The sequence below is a fragment of the Streptomyces sp. YS415 genome, assembly GCF_023544665.1.
Taxonomy (GTDB): domain Bacteria; phylum Actinomycetota; class Actinomycetes; order Streptomycetales; family Streptomycetaceae; genus Streptomyces.
The window spans coordinates 1-19,395 of the sequence record NZ_JAMJFL010000046.1 but is presented as its reverse complement, the minus strand read 5'-3'; the positions used below and the strand labels follow the sequence as shown (position 1 = coordinate 19,395).

Here is a 19,395-nt window from a genome sequence, read left to right as displayed (position 1 = left end):
ACATGAAGAAGTCCGCCGAGCGGGGACGGCTGCCGCGCACCGCCCGGGCGCTGCTGGCCGCGGTGTTCGTGGACGCCCTCGGCAGCGGCCTCTACATGGCGGTCTCCGTCGTCTTCCTCACCCGCTACCTGGACCTGGGCAGCAGTGAGGTGGGGCTCGGCCTGGGTGTCGCGGGCGCGGTGTCCTTCGCGCTGCTGGTGCCCACCGGGATCCTGGCGGACCGGGCCGGTCCGCGCACCATGCTGATCGCCGCCCATCTGACCCGGGCGGCGCTGCTGGCGTGCTACCCGTTCGCCTCCGGCTTCGTGCCGTTCCTGCTCGTGGTGTCGCTGCTGGCGGTGGCCGACCGGGCCGCCTCCCCGCTGGTGCAGGGGATGTTCGGGGCGGCGGTGGAGTCCGGGCAGCGGGTGCGGGCGATGGGCATGGCCCGTTCGCTGCAGAACCTGGGTCTCTCGCTCGGTGGTCTCGCGGCCGCCGGGGCGCTGCTGTGGGACAGCGACGGGGTGTATCTGGCCGTCGTCCACGGCAACGCGCTGTCGTTCGTGCTCGCCGCCGCGCTGGTGGCCCGGCTGCCGGCCGGTCAGGGCGGCGGGGGACGGCCGTTGCCGTGGCGGCGGCGCCTGGCGGTCTTCCGGGACCGGCGGTTCACCGGTCTGACCGTCCTCAACTCCGTGGTGAGCCTGCATGTGACGGTGCTGACCATCGGCATCCCGCTGTGGGTGCTGGCCCATGACGAGCTGCCCCGGTCCGTGATCGCCTGGACGCTGGTGCTCAACACGGTCGTCGTCGTGCTCTTCCAGGTCCGGGCGACCCGCGGCATCGAGAGCGCCGAGGACGGCGGGCGGGCACTGCGGCTGAGCGGTCTGCTGCTCGCCGTCGGCTGCTGCGCGCTGGCCGCGACCGGCGAGCTGCCCACGGCCTGGGCGGTGACGGTACTGCTCGCCGCGGTGGCCTTCCAGGCGTTCGCGGAGATGCACCAGCAGGCGGGCGCCTGGGCCATCTCCTACGACCTCGCGCCCGAGGACCGCCGTCAGGTGTATCTGGCTTTCTTCAGCCTGGGCAACGCCGCCCGCAACACCTACGGTCCGCTCGTCGTCACCTTCCTCGTGGTGCAGCGGGGGGCCGTCGGCTGGCTGCTGCTCGGCGCCCTGGCCCTCGGCTGCGGTGCCTGGGCGGCGCGGGCCGGCCGGCCGTCCACCGCTCCCGGTGCGCAGTCCGCACCGGCCTTACCACTGACCGATGTCCAAGGAGAGACCCATGGCACCCACCCCTGAGCAGTCCGTCATCATCGTCGGAGCGGGACCCACCGGATTGGCACTGGCCTGTGAACTGGCCGCCGCCGGAGTCTCCTGCACCGTCCTGGAACGCCGTACCGAGACATCCGGGCAATCCCGTGCCATGGCCCTGTACAGCAGGACCATGGAAGTGCTCGACCTGCGCGGCCACGCCGACGCGCTCACCGCGGTGGGCCGCCCGGTCGGCCGGATGCTGCCCGCGCAGGGCTCGGTGATCGACTTCACTGCGAGCGACAGCCCCTTCCCGGCGCTGTACGTGGTTCCGCAGAGCCGCACCGAGGAGGCGCTCCAGCAGCGCGCGATCGATCTCGGCGTCATCGTGCAGCGCGGGGCCGAGGTCTTCGGCCTGGAACAGGACGCGACGGGCGTACGGCTGCAGGTGCGCACCGAGTCCGGCGAGTGGGAGGAGACCGCGGACTACGTCGTCGGCTGCGACGGCGCGCACAGCGCGGTGCGCGAGCTGGCCGGCATCGCCTTCCGCGGCCGTACCTACGACATGGCGCCGATCCTCGCGGACGTACGGCTCGAGACGCCGCCGCCGGACGACGTCGCGGTCCTCTCCGGCGGCGGCGCGATGATGGTGTCCATACCGTTCGGGGACGGTTTCCACCGGATCGCGGTGGGCCACCGGGACCACCCGTGGACGCGGGACGAGGTGACGCTGGAGGAGATCGCCGAGCGGATGAAGGACGTCCTCGGCTTTGACCCCAAGCCGCACGACCCCCGCTGGATGGCCCGGTTCAAGATCCACCAGCGGCTCGCGGACCAGTACCGCACGGGCCGGGTGCTGCTCGCGGGCGACGCGGCGCACCTGCACTCCCCGCTCGGCGGGCAGGGCCTGAACCTCGGTATCCAGGACGCCGTCAACCTCGGCTGGAAGCTGGCCGCCACGCTCCAGGGCTGGGCCCCGGCCGGACTGCTGGACACCTACCAGAGCGAGCGCCGGCCGCAGGCGCAGAAGATCCTCAAGGCCACCGACCACGCCACCCGGATGGCCACCCACCCCTCGCCGGTGGTGTCGGGGCTGCGCCGCATGGCACTGGCCCGGCTGCTCGGGCGCCGCAGGATCCAGAAGTTCGCGGGCGAGACGCTGTCCGGACTGCGCGCCGGGTACGCCGGCCCCGGCCGTCCGGCCGCGCTCGGCGGTGCCCGGCTGCGCCCCGGCCAGCGGGTGCCGGACCTGGCGGTGCCGCAGGCGGAGGGCGCGCCGGTACGGCTGTACGAGCTGATGCGCGACGGCCGCTTCCTCCTGCTCGACCTGGGCGCGGACGGCGGGGCCGCCGCGGTCGCGGACGCCTGGGGCTCCCGGGTCTGCCCGGTCCGGGTGGACGGCCCGGTACCGCAACTCGCCGGGCTCAGCGCCGTGTTGGTCCGCCCCGACGGCTACGCCGCCTGGGTGGACAGCACCTCGTCGGCGACGGGACGCGAAGCGCGCGTACGACAGGCCCTGCACCGCTGGTGCGGCACCGAGGGGCCGACGCCGGCGCGGCAGCCGGCCGGCACCGCCGATGCGGCCCCCGCCCGGGCGGCCCGGCGGCAACGGAGCGAGGCCTCCGACACGGCGCCCGCCTCCGCCGACCGCACCTGACCAGGCAGCACCGGGGCCGGCCCGCGCGCCGGCCGCTCCCCCGCGCGGCGGCCAGGTGCCGCCGCGCGGGCACTCGCACGGATCGGATGCAGAAAGGTTCGTCGCCATGGCACAGCAGCTGATCTCGGGGCGTTCCCAGCGGACCCGCGAGGCCATCCTGCGGGCGGCACGGATGCACTTCGCGGCCGACGGGTACCAGCGGTCGACGATCCGGGCCATCGCGGCCACGGCGCGCATCGACCCGTCCATGATCATGCGCTACTACGGCAGCAAGGAACAGCTCTTCGACGCGGCGCTCGACGTCGACCTGCATCTGCCGGACCTCACGGGCACGCCGCCGGAACTGCTCCCGCAGGCCCTGATCACCCACTTCCTCGCACCCTGGGAGGACGACCGCGACGAGGGCTCGATGCGGCTGCTGCTGCGCTGCGCGGCGACCAACGAGCGGGCGGCGGAACATCTGCGGCAGATGCTGCACGAACAGTTCACCAGCAGCCTGCGCGGCGCCCTCGGGGCGGAGCGGGCGGCGGGGTGCAGCGGGATACTCGCGGCGCAGCTGCTGGGGGTGGCGTTCACCCGGTACGTCCTGCGGCTGCGGCCGATCGCGGACCTGCCGGTGGCGGCGCTGGCGGAACTGGTGACGCCGTCGCTGCGGACGGTGCTGGCGGCGGCGTGAACGGGAACCAAGGGGTGAACAGGGGCAATGCACGTAAGGAAGAAGCCAAGACTCCGCATGTGGATGGCCTCGATGAGACCCCGCCTGATAAGATATTTTCACTGTACAGTGAATTAATTTTTCCGCCAGTCCTCGTCCGAAGTGCAGTGATGTCATGAAACCCAGGCGCACAGACGGTTCCGCTTCGATGTCGGGAGGATCCGGGAAGGCCGACTCGACCGATGTTCCGTCCGCTCGGCGCAGCCGTCCGAAGCGTGCCCGCAGCGGGCGTCGCCCAGGGGACAGCGGAACCCGCGACCAGATCCTGGAAGCGGCCCTCCATCTCTTCGCCGACCGGGGTTACGCCCGGACGACGATCCGCGCGATCGCCGAGGCCGCCCAGGTGGACCCGGCACTGGTGCATCACTTCTTCGTGAACAAGGAGGGGGTGTTCGACGCCGCGGTGAACTCCTCCTTCAGCGTCTCCGCCACCTTCGACGAGACGCCGATCGGCGACAGCTCCACCTCACAGGCCGCCTGGCTCGCCCATGCGTACTTCTCCTTCTGGGAGAACGAGAAGACGCGTTACGCCATGACCGCCGTCTACCGGGCGGGCATGGCCGACAGTGCTACGTCCGACGTCCTCAGGGCACGCGTCGAGGCGAGCTCCAAGTCCTGGGCGAGCGCCTCCGGGTACCGCGGTCTCCCCGACGCCGAGACCCGCACGGCGCTGGCCGCCGGCCATCTCGCCGGGCTCGCCATCATGCGCTACGTCTTGCAGATCCAGCCGCTGGCGGGCATGGAATACACCGAGTTCATGGCCTGGGTGGTACCGGCGCTCGAACAGCGCCTGTCCCCCCAACTGGAGCCCCGCAAGGTCCCCAAGGCCGAAACGGACTGATCCCGCCGGGCGTACCGGCCCGGAACCGCGGGAGGGAGCGGCCCTGACGCGGGGCCACCCCTTCCCGGTATGCGCAAGCGCCGTCCGCGGCAGAGCGTCCGCGTGGCGACAACGTGTCAGATGCCGTTCCGCCAGATGGTCGTCAGGCCCATCAGGCACACGCCGGGACCCACGCCGATCATCAGGCCGCGGGCTCCCGGCTCCGGCCGTTTGGCGAAGGTCCGCTCCATGACCTCCAGCACGGACGCGGCCCCCAGGTTGCCCAGTTCGCGCAGCGAGTCGCGGGCCAGTCCGAACATCTCCGGCGGACAGCCGAGACCATCGGAGAGGCAGTCCAGGATCCGAGGGCTTCCGGTGTGCGAGACGATGAAATCCGGCGCGCCGTCGGTGCCGGCAGGCGCGGCGGCGGTCAGCCACTCCCGCAGCCCCGGCAGGGCACCGCCGACGACCTCCGCGAGCCGCGGGGAGTTCTGGGCGTGCATGCCGTCGTCGTCGAGGCGGCTGCCCACGATGTCCTTGCCGCTGACGTCCAGGAACTCCCAGGACCCCGTGATCTCCATGTGCGGGCCGTCCACCCGTCCTCGCACCACACAGGCGCCGCCGGCGTCACCGAGGATGGCCTTGAAGATCATCCCGTCCATGCCGACGTCACCGGGGTGCAAATAGTGGCTGAAGGCGTCCGCGCACACCACGAGCACGATGGCGTCCGGGCGGGCCTTCACCAGTTCCGCAGCCGTCGAGACGGCGAACACGCCGCCGACGCAGCCCATTTGCGTCACGGGTATGCGGCGGACCGACGGGGACAGACCGAGCCGCTCCATGAGCAGGACGTCGAGTCCGGGCATGCTGTGTCCGGTGGCACTGGACACGACCAGAGCGGTGACGTCCTCCGGCTTCAGTCCCGCCTCCCGCAGCGCCGCGCGGCCGGCACGCTCCGCCAGGTCGAGGGAGTCGTGCAGATGCCTGCGGGTGCGCTCGAAGAGCGAACAGTCGTTCTTGAACTGCTCCTCCAGCGGGCGGGTGTACCAGCGGGTGCGCACCGACGAACGCCGGATGACCTGCCGGACCAAGCGCAGTCTTGGATGGTCCGGGTACAACTCGTCGATGCGACCGATGAGTTCATCGGTCGTCACCTGATAGCGGGGCAGGGCGACAACGGGAGCAGTGACGACGGGCACGACGTCTCCAAAGCGGTGGGAAGCCAGCGGAAGAAGGAGGCACTCACCACGTCCGGCCCGGTGATCGGGTGCCCGAACGACGTCGCAGTCGCCGCCGGTTGACTCTCGCCTGGAAAATCGCGCATGCCGAACACTCCCCCCGGTGTCTGACGGTGCTGTCCTTCGAGCGCCTCAGGGCGCAGATCGACGAGCACGCGCATGACAAACAGCGCCCACCCGACGGCACACGGCGATGCAGGAACGTTGCTTTCGAGGGCTTCCCCTGTCGGACACTCCCCTGGGTCGACCTCGCAACTACAAGTTACGAGGCAGGAGTTGACTACAACTAGAGCGAAATTCAACGCGCATGGAATTCAATCCGGGAGGACAGCCCAAAGCACCGGCCACCGGGATCACACCGAGAAAGGGCCGACCGCCATGCACGCACCACCGCACTACGCGGACCCCGACCCCTGGACCGAGCGCGCCGCCTGCCGCGACACCGACCCCGAGACCTTCTTCCCCCTCCCCGGCGCCTCCGGCGGCGTCGACCGGGAGGCCGTGGCCAAGCGCCTCTGCGGGCGCTGCCCAGTGGCCCGGGAGTGCCTGCGCGAGGCTCTGGTGCACGACGAGGGCGCCGGGATCTGGGGCGGGTTCAACGCGCGTGAACGGCGTGAGCTCTTGCGTATCGCGAGCACACTGGAGTCGACGGGGACGGAGCTGGCCGCGTATCTCGCGGGCGGCGGGCGCAGGCTGAGCGCGACGCCCCGGGAGCGGCCGGCGTACGTGTGGTACCTGCGCCGGCACGGATGGACCCCGCGCCGGATCGCCGGCGCCCTCGGCATCAGCTTCGGGCAGGTCCAACAGGCTTGGCAGCTCGCGGAGTTGGCGTCCTCCTGCACCCGCGGCCCGGTCAGCGGCATGCCGAATCCCCGGGCCCCCAGAAAACGGGTACGCCGGACCGGCGCCGACGGAGGCGGGGTGACCGGCGTCGAACGCCCCGCCATACGCGGCGGTGTGGCGTCCCTGGGCGGTCCCCCGCTCCCCCGGTACGGCTCGCGGGTTCCTGGCCCGGGCCTCCTGCCACCGCAGTTCCCCTCCGGCGGGGGCCATCCGGCCGGGCCGGTCCCTGCGAATCGACGGGTAGCTCCGCTTACGGGGAGTGGGCGGGGAGCGCCGCCGGCCGTGGATGGACGGCGGGCACCGCTCGCGGCCGGCGGACCGAGGGGAGCGGGTGCGGCGGACGGGCGGAGGGCTCCGATCGGCGCACGGGCCGCGGGGCCGCTCGGACCCGGCGCCCGGGGCGTCCCCGTCGCGGGCAACGGACAGCGAGTGCCCCTCACCGCGCAAGGGCGTGGAGTCCCGGCTACGACCGACAGATCCCGCATGCGGGGTGGTGACCGGGGTCCGGGACAGGCAGGCCCTGCTGGGACCGGTGCCCCGGTACCGGCCGACGGGGCAAGGGCTCCGGGCGACCAGCGTCCCCCCATGCCCACGGGGTCCGGCGGACGGGGAGGGGCACCGGGCGGTGGCGGACGGCCGGCTCCGCTCACCGCCGACGGGCGAGGAAGACCGGGGGGTGATCCGGCCTCGGGGCCGCCCGGAGCCCGCGGAAGGGGCGTACCGCCGTCGGGCGACGGACGGTCGGCGGCACCGTCGCGCGACCGGCTAGGAGTCGTACCTGCGGACGACAGGGCGCGGTGCCGGGTTGCACCGGTGGATGACGGAGCGCGGTCCCGGGTTGCGCCGGTGGAGGGCCCGCCGGACGGTGCCGGGCACTCGGCTGGCCCGCCGGAGGCGGAGCGTGGGGTTCCGCGGCCGATGACCGCCGACCGGGTCCGTATGCCCCTCATGCCCAAGACGCGCCGCCTGCCCACCGGCCCCCGGGTCACCCTCACCAGCAGTTCCGCGCGTACCTTCGTCACCCCGGGCAACCCCCGGATCACCATCACCATCCGGCCCGTACCGGGGACCCCCGCCGGTCAGCGGGGTGTGTCATGAGTGCCGTAAGGGTGGGGCAGGACCGGCGGCTCGCGGGGACCGTCATCACGGACGACGGCGCGGAGATCGTGGTCTACGCGCACGGTTCGCCGGAGGCCGAGGCCACCGTCGTGCTGTCGCACGGGTGGACCATGTCGGCCATCGACTGGCGGCCGCACATCGACGCGCTGACGCGCCCGCGGCCGGGCTTTCCCGCGCTGCGGGCGGTCAGTTACGACCAGCGCGGGCACGGCAGGTCCACGCGGGGGCAGGCGCCGCTGGACATGGCGCTGCTCGGCCGGGACCTGGACCTCGTACTGCGCCGGGCGACCGCGCCCGAGGACGGGCCGGTCCTGCTCGTCGGCCACTCCATGGGCGGCATGGCCGTACAGCAGCTCGCCGCGGGCAGGCCCGAGCTGATCGGACCGTGGGTCTCCGGCGTCGCGCTGTTCTCGACCTGCGTGGAGGACGTCGGCGCGGTCCCCTTCGTACCGCAGGACCGGGCCGCGCAGCGCAGGGCGCACGCCGAACGGCTGGTCACCGACGGCATGCTGCGCTCGCCGGGCTGGGCAAGGGCCGTGCACCGGCTGCTCACCGGACCGCTGTCCCACCCCTCGGCCGCCCCGATCTGGCACGCCCTGTTCGGGCGCGGCCCGGGGACCGACACCGCACGGGCCGACGCGCACGCGCTGCGCACCATCCCGCCGCTGACCGTGGCCGAGTTCTTCGCCGCGCTCACCACCCACGACTGCGCGGGCCGCCTCGGCGCGCTCGGCCGGGTGCCGACCCGGATCCTCGTCGGCGCCCTGGACAGCTACACACCACCCGCCCAGGCCCTGCGCCTGGCCGACGACATCCCGGGGGCCACCCTGCACACCGTGCCGAAACAGGGCCATGACCTGCCGTACGAGCGCCCGGTGCTGGTCGTGGAGACCGTGCACGCGCTCTTGCGCGACCTACGAGACCGACGCGAGCCGGACCCGAGTGAGGCTCGGGAACTCGCCCTCGAAACCGGAGCGGAACGATGACCAGGCCCCCGACCACCGCCACCGGGGCCCTGCGCCCCGATGTGCTCAACGCCCGGCGGATCGTGGTGAAGGTGGGCTCGTCCTCGCTGACCACCGCGGTCGGCGGCCTGGACTCGGACCGCGTGGACGCCCTCGTCGACGTCCTCGCCCGCACCCGCGCCGCCGGCACCGAGATCGTGCTCGTCTCCTCCGGTGCCATCGCCGCGGGGCTCGCCCCCCTCGGCCTGGCCGAGCGCCCGCAGGACCTGGCCGGGCAGCAGGCGGCGGCCTGCGTGGGCCAGGGCCTGCTGGTGGCCCGCTACACGGCCTCCTTCGCCCGCTACGGCCTGCGGGTCGGCCAAGTCCTGCTGACCGCCGACGACATCGGCCGCCGCGCCCAGTACCGCAACGCCTATCGCGCGCTCACCAAGGTGCTGTCCATGGGGGCGGTGCCGATCGTCAATGAGAACGACACGGTGGCGACGTCGGAGATCCGCTTCGGCGACAACGACCGGCTCGCCGCGCTCGTCTCGCACCTCGTCCGCGCCGACCTGCTGGTGCTGCTGTCCGACATCGACGGCCTGTACGACGGCGATCCGCGGCGGCCCGGGGCGCAGCGTCTGAAGGACATTCGCGGCCAACAGGACCTGGTGGGCGTGGAGTTGGGCGACGCGGGCAGTTCGGGAGTGGGTACCGGCGGGATGAAGACCAAGGTGGAGGCGGCGCGGATCGCGACCGGGGCCGGTGTCCCGGTGGTCCTCACCGCCGCCCGGCACGCGGCCGACGCGCTCGCGGGCCGGGAGACGGGCACCCTCTTCCACCGCACCGGGGACCGCAACTCCGACCACCTGCTGTGGCTGGAGCACGCCAGCAGTCCGCGCGGCACCGTCCAGCTGACGGCGGACGCGGTGCAGGCGCTGATGCAGGGCCGTGGGGCGCTGCCCGCGACGGGGGTGACCCGCGTGGCGGGCCAGTTCGTGGCGGGCGATCCGGTGGAACTCCTCGACGAGGAGGGCCGGGTGGTCGCCCGCGGTCTGGCCTCGATCGCCTTCCAGGAGCTGTCGCTGCTGCGCGGCCGCTCCGGGCGGGAGGTGGTGCACCAGGACGACCTGGTCCTGCTTCCGGCCGCGGCACGCGGCGGGCTCCCGTCGCAACTGCGCCGTGAGGTGAGCGTACGGGTGCTGCCGGCCCGCGAGTTCGCGGCGCGGGACGCGGGCGGTCCCGGGTTCGGCTGAGGACCGGCAGCAGGGCGGCGCCCGCCGGTTCCCCCGGCGGGCGCCGCCCTGCTGTGACGGGACTCCGCTCAGTCGATGCTGCGGACGATGTGCAGCTCGGCCGGGTCGTCGTCCACTCCGGCCAGCCCCAGCGGGGGCGGCACCGCGGAGCGCCGGCGGACCCGCCGCGTCTCGTCCCGGTACACGAGCCGGCCCGCCGGCTTCGTCTTCGTGATGATGCGTATCTGCATGAACGGACCTCCCGTCCAGGGCAGCGGGGCGGCGGTTCCGCCCCTGATGTGCCCATCTCCCACCAGGACGTACTTGGTGGTGGTCAGCGCGGTCAGACCCATCGGGCCGCGCGCGTGCAACTTCTGCGTGGAAACGCCTAGTTCGGTGCCGAGGCCGAGTTCGCCGCCGTCGGCGAAGCGGGTGGAGGCGTTGACGGCGACGACCGCGGTGTCCAGTGCGCCGACGAACCGGCGGGCGGCGGACTGCGAGTCGGTGACGATGGCCTCCGTGTGGCCGGTGCCGTGGCGCCGGATGTGCTCGACGGCCTCGTCCAGCGAACCGACGACGGCGGCGGAGATCTCCAGGCCGAGATACTCGCGGCCCCAGTCCTCGTCGGTGGCCGGCACGACGGCGGTGTGGCGGGCCCGCACCCGCGCGTCCCCGTGCACCACCACTCCGCGTTCGGCCAGTGCGCGCAGGGCGCGGGGCAGGAAGGCGGGTGCCACGGCCTCGTGGACGAGGAGGGACTCGGCGGCGTTGCAGACGGACGTCCGCTGCGTCTTGGCGTCGAGCAGGATCGCCAGCGCCTTGTCGAGGTCGGCGTGTTCGTCGACGTAGACGTGACAGTTGCCGACCCCGGTCTCGATCACGGGTACGGCGGACTCGCGCACGGTGGTCCGGATGAGCTCGGCGCCGCCGCGCGGGACGAGGACGTCCACCAGGCCGCGCAGGGACATCAGTTCGCGTACGGCGGCATGGGTGGTGCCGGGCACCATCTGCACCGCGTCGACGGGCGCGCCGGTGTCCGCGAGGGCCTTGCGCATGGCGGCGACGAGGGCGGTGTTGGTGTGCCGGGCGGTCGAGGAGCCGCGCAGCAGCACGGAGTTGGCGCTCTTGAGGCAGAGGGCGGCGGCGTCGACGGTGACGTTCGGGCGGCCCTCGTAGATCATCCCGACGACACCGAGGGGCACCCTGATCCGCCGTACCTCCAGGCCGTTGGGCAGGACGGTCCCGTCCACGCCGGCGCCGACCGGGTCGGGCTGGGCGGCGAGGAAGCGCACGGTGCCGGCGAGCGAGTGCAGGTGCTCGCGGGTGAGGGTCAGCCGGTCCAGCACGGCGGGGGCGAGCCCGGCGTCCCGGGCTGCGGCCAGGTCGCGCCGGTTCGCGGCGAGGATGTCGGCCGGGTCGACGGTGAGCCGCCGCGCGACGGCGAGCAGGGCGGCGTTGCGTACGTCACCCGAGGTGCCGGCAAGCAGCCGGGCGGCGGCGCGGGAGGCGAGGGCGGCATCGCGTACGGCCCCCGCCCTCGCCTGCGGCGCCACGGCCCGGACGCCGACGGCCGCATCGGCGGTCATCCCTCACCGCCGTCCTCCACCTGCTCCACGGGTGGCGGCGCGGGCACGGTCCCCGACAACTCGGCCAGCATCACCCACGCCAACGCCTCGGCCTCCTCCGGATGCACGGTGGTACCGGTACCAGTGCTGCTCATAGGAACTCCCTGCCGCTATACGGGCGCTGCCGCGTCCCACCCCACAAGGGGAACTCAACAACTGATGAACTCACCCCCTACGAGACTTGCACGGGCCAGGAACCCCGACAAGACCGGCACTTCGGCGCCACGAGGACGACTGAGCCGAAGCTCGAGCGGGGCTCGACGCGGTGGGGTCGAGGCGGGCACAGCCGGGCGGCTCACGGGAATGGCAGGGGCCGGACGAGGTGAGCGCCGAACGGACTTCACCGCCGCCCGACGGCCGTCGTCACTGCCGCGGCTCCGACGCCGCCCCCACCGTCACCGTCGTCGACCTGCGCAGCCGTATCCCCCAGAAATGTCCTCCGGGCGCGGCGACTTGGGGGCGGGAGCCCTCCGGGGCGCCCAGGGTCTCCGCGCGGGCCAGGAGGAACACACCCCGTGCCGCCGCAACCGCCGCGACCAGGCCGGCGGCCACCGTCAACGGCCCCGTGGCGTAGCGGTCCCCCAGCGCCGCCACCCCGATCACCACGGCGAACACCGGGTTCACCAGCGTCACCGTGGCCAGCGGAGCCTCCAGCCCGCCGCGGTAGGCGAGCTGGCACAACAGCAGCCCCGCCGGCGCCAGGAACAGCACCCCGCCCGCGACCAGCACGCTCGACACGACGGTCCCCGACCCCGCCCCGGTCACCCGGAGCACCGCGGTCTGCGCGAGCGCGCTCGCCGCCGCGAAGGCGACCCCCGCCGCGGCCGCGTACGCAAGGCTCGCGACCGTCACGCTCCGGGCGACCGCCGCCACGACCACCGCCACCCCCATCGCGCCCGCGGTCAGCAGCCCGACGCCGACCAGCTCACCGGCGTCCAGCGTGCGGCTCTCCCCGGCGGACGGGACGAGCGCCAGCAGCCCCACCACCCCCGCCACCGTCAACGCGGTCCCCGCCCACTGCGCGGACGTCATCCGCTGCCGCAGCACCCCTGACGACAGCAGGGGCGCCGCGACCAGCGTCAGCACCCCGAGCATCTGCACGGCGACGAGCGAGCCGTACCGTAACGCGGCCGTGTGCAGCACGGCGCCCAAGCCGTTCAGCAGGACCGCCACCCACCACGCACCGGACCGCCGCAGCCCGACCCCTCGCGGCCCGGCGGCCCGCAGGGCGGCCATCCGCTGGGCGACCGCCGCGGCCGCGTACGCCAGCGCGGAAGTCGCACCGAGCACCAGAACCGAGAACACGGTGGTACGTCCTTTCACCGCGCCGGGCACGGAGCCGTCATATTTCACTCTCCGTTGAAGTCTACGGGCGCTGAATTAACCCCCGCAACCAGTACTGGCGTGCGCCCGGCCACACCACCCGCCCGACCCGGCACCTCGGCACAGGAGTTCGAGACGGACTCCATCCGACGTCCACGGAGATTCCTGCCGCGCCTCCTACCCTCACCGCACTCACGAGCCCGGCAACGCCATCTGGACCACGGAGAGTCGCTCATGACGTACGTCATCGCCCAGCCCTGCGTCGACCTCAAGGACAAGGCCTGCGTCGACGAGTGCCCCGTCGACTGCATCTACGAAGGCCAGCGGAAGATGTACATCAACCCGGACGAATGCGTCGACTGCGGCGCCTGCGAGCCCGTCTGCCCGGTCGAGGCGATCTTCTTCGAGGACGACGTCCCCGGCGAGTGGGTCGACTTCCGCCGGGCCGACACGGAGTTCTTCGCCGAGCTCGGCTCCCCGGGCGGCGCCGCCGGCCTCGGCCCGGTGGAGTCCGACCACGCGGTGGTCGCGGAGCTGCCCGTGACCGCGAAGCCGTGACGAACGGGTGAGTTCGGCCGCCGTTCACACGACCCTCGTTGACCTGCGCCCGCCACGTCCATAGCTTCGTGCCCGCCTGACATCACGTCAGCAAAGGCGTCACGGAGGAGAGGGGCGGGACGTGCGGCTGAGTCTTCGGGGCGCGGGGGTCGTGTGCGCGCTGGTCGCGGGGCTGCTGCCCGTGTCGTCCGCGACCGCTTCCGCGACGGCGGTGGCGGCCGAGCCGCTCCCCTTGGAGCGGCTCTTCGACAACACCGCCGTCAGCGACGACGCCCGTCCCGGCGAGGCCGACTTCGACGGCTCCGGCGCCTCCCTGTCGGCCGCGGACCTGGCCGCCGCGGGCTGGCGCCCCGGCCGCGCGCTCACCGTGCAGGGCGCCCGCCTCACCTGGCCGGACCGCACCCCGGGCGAGCCCGACAACGTCCTCGCCGCCGGACAGGACATCAGCCTCTCCGGCCGCGGTGACGCCCTCGCCTTCCTCGTCGCCGGCACCACCGGCGCGGACGTGACCGGCACCGGCACCGTCGCGTACACGGACGGCACCAGCACCCCGTACCGGCTCACCGCCCCGGACTGGCGCAAGGGCCCCCTCGCCACCAAGGCGCTGGCCCTCCCCCACGTCAACGCGCCGGGCGGCCAACGCACCGAGAAGACCCGGCTGTACGTCGTCACCGTGCCGCTCGCGGCGGACCGCGCGGTGTCGTCGGTACGGCTGCCGCACGCGGCCGGACTCCATGTGTTCGCGGTGTCGGTGCGCACCGGCACCCTCGGGTGGACCGGCACCTGGTCCACGGCCACCGGCGGCCACCCGGCCGTCGGCCCTTGGACCGACCGGACGCTGCGGCTGGTCGTGCACACCTCGGCGGGCGGGCCGCGGGTCCGCGTCCGGTTCGACAACACCTTCGCGGCGACGCCGGTACGGATCGGCAGCGCCACGGTCGCCGTCCAGACGTCCGGCGCCACCGCGCAGGAGGCACCGGTGGCCCTGTCCTTCGACGGCGCGGCGGGCGCCGAGATCCCGGCGGGCGCCCAGCTGTTCAGCGACCCGCTGGGCTTCACCGTGCCCCCGGACACGAACCTCCTGGTCAGCTTCCATCTGCCCGGCACGGTGGCGGCGGCGCCGATGCACCGGCTCGCGGTGCAGCGGTCCTACCTCAGCGAACCGGGCGACCACGCGGCCGACCCCACCGCCACCGCCTACACCTCGACCCTGACCAGCTGGCCGCTGCTCACCGGGGTGGACGTGGGCGGCGGGCCGGGCTCGGTGGTGCTGCTCGGCGACTCGATCACGGACGGGACCCATTCCACGCCCGACGCGAACCGGCGCTGGCCCAACGTGCTGGCCACCCGGCTGCTCGGCCAGGACGAGGTGCCGCACTACGGCGTGCTCAACCAGGGGATCTCCGGCAACCGTGTGGTCACCGACCGCTACCTCGGGGACGGCGTCTCCACCGAGACGGCCGGGGTGAGCGCGACCCACCGCTTCGACCGTGATGTCCTCGCCCAGCCGTCGGTACGGACCGCGGTGGTCTTCGAGGGCGTCAACGACCTGCGCGCGGGCACGACCGCGGAGCGGGTGATCGAGGGCCTGCGCCTGCTCGCGGACCGGGGGCGCCCGCATGGGCTGCGGATGCTGGCGGCCACGATCGTGCCGTGCGAGGGCGCGGCCCAGTGCACGGCCGCGGTCGACGCGGAGCGGGCCGAGGTGAACGCGTGGATCCGGGCCACGGGCGTCTTCGACGGCGTCCTCGACTTCGACGCGGCCCTGCGGGACCCCGCCCGTCCTTCGCGCATCCTGCCGCGGTACGACAGCGGCGACCATCTGCACCCGGGGGACGCGGGGCTCGCGGCGCTGGCCGCGTCGGTGGATCTGCGGGCGCTGGTGCCCGCCCCCTGAGGGGCTGCACGTCCAGGTCCACCATCACCGGTGAGGAGCTACACGTCCAGGTCCACCACTACTGGCGCATGGTCCGAGGCGCCCTTGCCCTTGCGCTCCTCGCGGTCCACGTACGCGTCCTTGACCGCCGTCGCGAACGGCTCGTTGCCGTAGACGAGGTCGATGCGCATGCCGCGGTTCTTGGGGAAGGCGAGCTGGCGGTAGTCCCAGTACGTGAAGGGGTGCTCGTACTTCAGGGGCCGCGGGACCACGTCCGACAGGCCCGCCTCGCGCAGGGAGGCCAGGGCCGCCCGCTCGGCGGGGGTGACATGGGTCAGGCCCTCGAAGGCCGCCACGTCGAAGACGTCGTCGTCCGTCGGCGCCACGTTGTAGTCGCCCAGCACCGCGAAGGGACGGCTGCCGGCCGCGTCGCCCGCGACGGCCGCCCTCAGGGCCTCGAACCACTGGAGCTTGTAGGCGTAGTGCGCGTGATCCACCTCGCGGCCGTTGGGCACGTACACCGACCAGACGCGGACCGGGCCGCAGGTCGCGGAGATGGCACGGGGCTCGACCGAGCCGTCGTAGCCGGGATCGCCGGGCAGGCCCTTGACGACGTCCTCGATCCCTACCCGGGAGAGCACCGCCACGCCGTTCCACCGGCCGGTCGCGTGCACCGCCGACTCGTAACCCAGCTCGCGCAGCTGCTCGGCCGGGAAGGCGGCCTCGGCGACCTTGGCCTCCTGGAGGCAGAGCACATCGGTGCCACTGCTCTCCAGCCAGGCCAGGAGCCTCGGCAGGCGGGCGGTGATCGAGTTCACGTTCCAGGTCGCGATACGCATGTCCCACAACCTACCCGGCACCACTGACAATCAGAGAGCCGTGCTCTGGCCGGGCGCGAGCCGCAGGTGCTCGGCGCCGCCGAGGGCGCCGATCTGGTTGTCGTAGATCGGCCGGGCGAGGTCGGTGAGCAGGGCGTCGTGGATGTCGTAGGCGCGCTGCGGCTTGACCTCGCGGACGTACTCGATGACCTCCGAGATCTTGTTCCAGGGGGCCATGACGGGGAGCATCAGCGTCTCGACCGGGTGGTCGGGGACGGTGAGAGCGTCGCCGGGGTGGAAGACGCGTCCGCCGTCGACGAGATAGCCGACGTTGGTGATGCGCGGGATGTCCGGGTGGATGACCGCGTGCAGTTCGCCGTGGACCTGGACGTCGAAGCCCGCCGCGGTGAAGGTGTCGCCGTGGCCGACGGTGTGCACCCGGCCCGGGAAGGCGGCCGAGATCTTCTCCGCGACCGACTTCAGCGTCCAGATCTCGGCGGCCGGGTTGATCTCCATCGCGGTGCGCAGCCGCGCTTCGCTGAAGTGGTCGGGGTGCTCGTGCGTGACGAGGATCGCGTCCGCGCCGACGGCGGCGTCCTCCTCGCTGAAGCCTCCGGGGTCGACGACGAGCGCGCGCCCGTCCTTCTCCAGGCGGACGCAGGCGTGCGTCTTCTTCGTGAACCTCATGGCACCATCCTGCCCCCGCGCCGTCGCGCGGGGCTCACTCGGTCGGTGTGGTCTCCTCGCGTATCACCTGCTGCGCCACCGTGAACGCGCTGTTCGCCGCCGGTACACCGCAGTAGACCGCGGCCTGGAGCAGCACTTCCTTGATCTCGGTGGGCGTGAGGCCGTTGCGCAGCGCGGCCCGTACGTGGAAGGCGAGTTCGTCCAGGTGGCCGCCCGCGACCAGGGCGGTGAGGGTGACGCAGCTGCGCGAGCGCCGGTCCAGGCCGGGGCGGTCCCAGATCTCGCCCCAGGCGTAGCGGGTGACGAACTCCTGGAAGTCGCCCGAGAACTCGTCGGCCTGTGCCAGCGCCCGGTCCACGTGCGCGTCGCCGAGCACCTCGCGGCGCACCTTGATCCCGGCGTCGTACGGGTCGGGCCGGCCGCCGCCCATCGGGGCGGGCACGGTGGCCGGGGCGATCTCGGCGATGGGCGCGGGCTGCGGGGGCGCGACCGGCGCCGGAGCGGTGAGGACCGGCTGTACGGGCGCCGCGGCCAGGGCGGTCTGGCCGACGGGCGGCTCGTAGACGGGCTGCCAGGCGGTGGAGAAGTGTCTGACCAGCAGATCGGTGACGGCCGCCGGCTGCTCCACGGGGACGAGGTGGGAGGCGCCGGGGACCACCGCGAGACGGGCGTCCGGGATGCCGGCGACCAGCGTGCGGGCCTCGGCGGGCCCGGTGACCTGGTCCTCGGAGCCGACCAGGACCAGGGTGGGCACGCCGACGCTGGTCAGCTCGGTGCGCACGTCGAAGGAGGCGAGCGCCTCGCAGGCGGCGATGTAGCAGCCGGGATCGGTGGTGCGCACCATCTGCACGGCCCAGTCCGTGATGGCGGGCTGGGCGCCGGCGAAGCCCTGGGTGAACCAGCGCTCGGGCGAGCTGCGGGCGATGGGGTCCAGACCGTTCGTCCGGACGATCACCCCGCGCTGCCGGAACTCGTCGGCGGTGCCGAAGCGGGGCGAGGCGGCGATCAGGGCGAGCGAGGCCAGCCGCTCGGGGGTGCGCAGCGCCAGCTCCACTCCGACGGCGCCGCCGAGCGCGCAGCCCGCGTAGCCGAAGCGCTGCACGCCGAGACCGTCCAGTGTGACCAGCAGCCGGGTGGCGAGCTCGGCGACCGAGCCCGCGGGGTACGCCGGGGCGCCGCCGTGTCCCGGCAGGTCGAACCGGAAGACCCGCCACTGCTTCGTCAGCTCGGGGACCTGACGGTCCCACATGTGCCAGGTGGTGCCGAGCGACGGGCCCAGGATGAGGACCGGGGCGTCTTCCGGGCCGTCGAAGCGGTACTGCAGGGCAGGGGTCTTCATCTCACTCACCGCTCCACGCTAACGTCCGCTCCCCGGTGCCCCGCCCCCGGTCCCCCACTCCCCACCCTCGGCTCCCGAAGTTCGGCGACGAACGTCCACACGCTCTTCACCGGGCGCCCCCGGTCGCGCCGTCACGGCCCGTCCGGACCGCCCAGGCCGGTCAGAGCACCGACCGGGTCCAGGTCGGGGGTGCCGCGGGGCCACCAGTCCTCGTGGCCCGGTTCCGATTCGTACGCGTACCACAGGCCGTCGCGGCCGAGGCGGAGCTGGACATGGCCGCGGGGGTGGGTGAGGCGGTTGCGCCAGGGGCGGAACGCCGGAAGGTCCGCGGCCATGAGCAGCGGGCGGGCCCGGTCGAAGCGTCCGGCCGGCGGGTCCCACGGCTCTTCCAGTACGGCGAGCCCCGCCTCACCGCCCTGACGCCACGCGGCGACCGCCCGGGCCAGGTCGGCGGGCGTACGGTCGGCGGCGGAGGCGAGCGAGGCGTACAGGGCGCGGCTGCCGGCGGTGAGGCCGGATCCGGGGCGGGCCGCGGCGATCCGTACGGCGTCCTGCCACAGCGTCAGCTCCGCGAGCGGGTCACGGCCGGTGCCGAGCAGGGCGTGCGCGCGGGCGGCGGCGTCGGTGGCCAGCTGGTCCAGCGCGAACGGGTCCGGGCCGCCCGGCGCCGCCGGATAGACCGGGGGCTGCTCGGGGTGCGGCGGAACCGGCAAGGGCGGCGGCAGGGGCGGGAGTTGGCGGGGGGCGAGAGCCTCGCTCGCCCGTACGCCCGGCAGCGGCGCCGGTCCCTGGTCCTGCGCGGCACGGGCCGCCCGCGCGGCGCTAAGCCGGGACAGGGCGTCCAGGAGCTCGCGCTCGCCGCGGCCGCGCAGCAGGAGCAGGACGAAGGGGTCGGCGTCGAGCAGGCGTGCCGTCTGGTAGCAGAGGGCGGCCGCGTGTTTGCACGGGTGGCCGTAGTCCGGGCAACTGCAGTGGGGCTCCAAGTCCCCCGGGCCGGGCAGCAGCGGTACGCCGCACTCGGCGAGGGAGTGCGGCATCTCCTTGTCGAGCAGCGCGGCGATATGCCCGGGCCGCTCGGCGGCGACGTCCAGGAAGCGCTCCCAGTCGGCGTCGCCGAGCGTCCGCAACCGCACCTGGACGCGGTACGGCCGGGGGCGGCTCCCCTTCACGTACGCGAGGACCAGGCCGGGGGTGACGGTGATGGCGTCCACGTGCCCCTGCTCGGCGTAACCCCGCCCGCGCGCCAGCCGCTTGGGATCGAGCGCCCCTTCTTCCAGCGCCGCCACCCAGGCGTTGCCCCACCACGTCTCGGCGAAGGCGGTGCCGCCGGAGCCTCCGGCCGGAAAGGCGGGGAAGGTACGCCGGTGGTCAC

At 73.6% G+C, this 19,395-nt stretch carries 16 protein-coding genes and 2 pseudogenes; 10 read left to right on the top strand and 8 right to left on the bottom strand.

Translation table 11 applies throughout. The features are described from left to right. Window positions 1-2: 2 nt before the first annotated feature. The 4 genes from M8H82_RS33955 (at window position 3) to M8H82_RS33940 (ending at window position 4,439) form a co-directional block, all read left to right on the top strand. Window positions 3-1,274, top strand: coding sequence for an MFS transporter (locus M8H82_RS33955; protein WP_250079151.1), 1,272 nt, complete (start codon window positions 3-5; stop codon window positions 1,272-1,274). After that, complete coding sequence (locus tag M8H82_RS33950) at window positions 1,258-2,883, top strand: FAD-dependent oxidoreductase (protein ID WP_250079150.1); 1,626 nt, start codon at window positions 1,258-1,260, stop codon at window positions 2,881-2,883. Before M8H82_RS33955 ends, M8H82_RS33950 begins: the two co-directional genes overlap by 17 nt. Before the next feature lie 106 nt (window positions 2,884-2,989). Further along, entirely contained in the window at window positions 2,990-3,559 is a 570-nt protein-coding gene (locus M8H82_RS33945; protein WP_250079147.1) for a TetR family transcriptional regulator, read from the top strand. Between the two features lie 187 nt (window positions 3,560-3,746). Further along, entirely contained in the window at window positions 3,747-4,439 is a 693-nt protein-coding gene (locus tag M8H82_RS33940; protein WP_250079146.1) for a TetR/AcrR family transcriptional regulator, read from the top strand. Between the two features lie 116 nt (window positions 4,440-4,555). Here the strand turns inward: M8H82_RS33940 and M8H82_RS33935 are convergent, their stop codons facing one another. Further along, entirely contained in the window at window positions 4,556-5,617 is a 1,062-nt protein-coding gene (locus M8H82_RS33935) for a 3-oxoacyl-[acyl-carrier-protein] synthase III C-terminal domain-containing protein (RefSeq protein ID WP_250079144.1), read from the bottom strand. Window positions 5,618-5,815: 198 nt separating this feature from the next. Between M8H82_RS33935 and M8H82_RS36680 the strand changes: the two are divergent. From M8H82_RS36680 to proB, 4 genes and pseudogenes are all read left to right on the top strand, one after another. Continuing rightward, a pseudogene (locus M8H82_RS36680) lies at window positions 5,816-6,265 on the top strand (WhiB family transcriptional regulator); the annotation flags it as partial. A gap of 1,182 nt (window positions 6,266-7,447) precedes the next feature. Beyond that, a complete protein-coding gene (locus M8H82_RS33925; protein ID WP_250079182.1) occupies window positions 7,448-7,597 on the top strand; it encodes a hypothetical protein in 150 nt (49 codons plus the stop codon). Continuing rightward, window positions 7,594-8,604, top strand: coding sequence for an alpha/beta fold hydrolase (locus M8H82_RS33920; protein WP_250079143.1), 1,011 nt, complete (start codon window positions 7,594-7,596; stop codon window positions 8,602-8,604). Before M8H82_RS33925 ends, M8H82_RS33920 begins: the two co-directional genes overlap by 4 nt. Beyond that, a complete protein-coding gene (gene proB, locus M8H82_RS33915) occupies window positions 8,601-9,818 on the top strand; it encodes a glutamate 5-kinase (RefSeq protein WP_250079140.1) in 1,218 nt (405 codons plus the stop codon). The genes M8H82_RS33920 and proB overlap by 4 nt, the downstream gene beginning before the upstream one ends. Window positions 9,819-10,090: 272 nt before the next feature. Here proB and M8H82_RS33910 read toward each other — a convergent pair. From M8H82_RS33910 to M8H82_RS33900, 3 genes and pseudogenes are all read right to left on the bottom strand, one after another. After that, window positions 10,091-11,383, bottom strand: a pseudogene (locus M8H82_RS33910) (glutamate-5-semialdehyde dehydrogenase); the annotation flags it as partial. Continuing rightward, the gene (locus M8H82_RS33905; RefSeq protein ID WP_250079136.1) at window positions 11,380-11,517 is read right to left on the bottom strand and encodes a hypothetical protein; all 138 of its coding nucleotides are present in this window, start codon (window positions 11,515-11,517) and stop codon (window positions 11,380-11,382) included. The pseudogene M8H82_RS33910 and the gene M8H82_RS33905, both read right to left, overlap by 4 nt. Window positions 11,518-11,785: 268 nt before the next feature. Further along, window positions 11,786-12,727: a hypothetical protein gene (locus M8H82_RS33900; protein ID WP_250079133.1), complete on the bottom strand. Its 942-nt coding sequence runs from the start codon at window positions 12,725-12,727 to the stop codon at window positions 11,786-11,788. Between the two features lie 252 nt (window positions 12,728-12,979). Between M8H82_RS33900 and fdxA the strand changes: the two genes are divergently transcribed. Both fdxA and M8H82_RS33890 read left to right on the top strand, forming a co-directional pair. Continuing rightward, window positions 12,980-13,303 (top strand): ferredoxin, encoded by a 324-nt coding sequence (gene fdxA / locus M8H82_RS33895; protein WP_250079132.1) that lies wholly within the window; start codon window positions 12,980-12,982, stop codon window positions 13,301-13,303. Window positions 13,304-13,430: 127 nt separating this feature from the next. Further along, window positions 13,431-15,200: an SGNH/GDSL hydrolase family protein gene (locus tag M8H82_RS33890; RefSeq protein WP_250079178.1), complete on the top strand. Its 1,770-nt coding sequence runs from the start codon at window positions 13,431-13,433 to the stop codon at window positions 15,198-15,200. Window positions 15,201-15,238: 38 nt separating this feature from the next. Here M8H82_RS33890 and M8H82_RS33885 read toward each other — a convergent pair whose 3' ends face one another. From M8H82_RS33885 to M8H82_RS33870, 4 genes are all read right to left on the bottom strand, one after another. Further along, window positions 15,239-16,018 carry an exodeoxyribonuclease III gene (locus M8H82_RS33885; protein WP_250079130.1) on the bottom strand — a complete coding sequence of 260 codons (780 nt, stop codon included), beginning with the start codon at window positions 16,016-16,018 and terminating at the stop codon, window positions 15,239-15,241. A 30-nt stretch (window positions 16,019-16,048) separates the two neighbouring features. Further along, window positions 16,049-16,684: an MBL fold metallo-hydrolase gene (locus M8H82_RS33880; RefSeq protein WP_250079128.1), complete on the bottom strand. Its 636-nt coding sequence runs from the start codon at window positions 16,682-16,684 to the stop codon at window positions 16,049-16,051. A 34-nt stretch (window positions 16,685-16,718) separates the two neighbouring features. Next, the gene (gene pcaC / locus M8H82_RS33875; RefSeq protein WP_284049681.1) at window positions 16,719-18,023 is read right to left on the bottom strand and encodes a 4-carboxymuconolactone decarboxylase; all 1,305 of its coding nucleotides are present in this window, start codon (window positions 18,021-18,023) and stop codon (window positions 16,719-16,721) included. Window positions 18,024-18,154: 131 nt separating this feature from the next. Next, the coding region (locus M8H82_RS33870) for an SWIM zinc finger family protein (RefSeq protein WP_250079124.1) at window positions 18,155-19,395 on the bottom strand (1,241 nt) is incomplete at its 5' end.

What these genes read in the sequence shown, in the direction of transcription:
- M8H82_RS33955 (WP_250079151.1), top strand. Translation starts at nt 3, where the DNA reads ATGAAGAAGTCCGCCGAGCGGGGACGGCTGCCGCGCACCGCCCGGGCG.
- M8H82_RS33950 (WP_250079150.1), top strand. Translation starts at nt 1,258, where the DNA reads ATGGCACCCACCCCTGAGCAGTCCGTCATCATCGTCGGAGCGGGACCC.
- M8H82_RS33945 (WP_250079147.1), top strand. Translation starts at nt 2,990, where the DNA reads ATGGCACAGCAGCTGATCTCGGGGCGTTCCCAGCGGACCCGCGAGGCC.
- M8H82_RS33940 (WP_250079146.1), top strand. Translation starts at nt 3,747, where the DNA reads ATGTCGGGAGGATCCGGGAAGGCCGACTCGACCGATGTTCCGTCCGCT.
- M8H82_RS33925 (WP_250079182.1), top strand. Translation starts at nt 7,448, where the DNA reads ATGCCCAAGACGCGCCGCCTGCCCACCGGCCCCCGGGTCACCCTCACC.
- M8H82_RS33920 (WP_250079143.1), top strand. Translation starts at nt 7,594, where the DNA reads ATGAGTGCCGTAAGGGTGGGGCAGGACCGGCGGCTCGCGGGGACCGTC.
- proB (WP_250079140.1), top strand. Translation starts at nt 8,601, where the DNA reads ATGACCAGGCCCCCGACCACCGCCACCGGGGCCCTGCGCCCCGATGTG.
- M8H82_RS33905 (WP_250079136.1), bottom strand. Translation starts at nt 11,517, where the DNA reads ATGAGCAGCACTGGTACCGGTACCACCGTGCATCCGGAGGAGGCCGAG.
- fdxA (WP_250079132.1), top strand. Translation starts at nt 12,980, where the DNA reads ATGACGTACGTCATCGCCCAGCCCTGCGTCGACCTCAAGGACAAGGCC.
- M8H82_RS33885 (WP_250079130.1), bottom strand. Translation starts at nt 16,018, where the DNA reads ATGCGTATCGCGACCTGGAACGTGAACTCGATCACCGCCCGCCTGCCG.
- M8H82_RS33880 (WP_250079128.1), bottom strand. Translation starts at nt 16,684, where the DNA reads ATGAGGTTCACGAAGAAGACGCACGCCTGCGTCCGCCTGGAGAAGGAC.
- pcaC (WP_284049681.1), bottom strand. Translation starts at nt 18,023, where the DNA reads ATGAAGACCCCTGCCCTGCAGTACCGCTTCGACGGCCCGGAAGACGCC.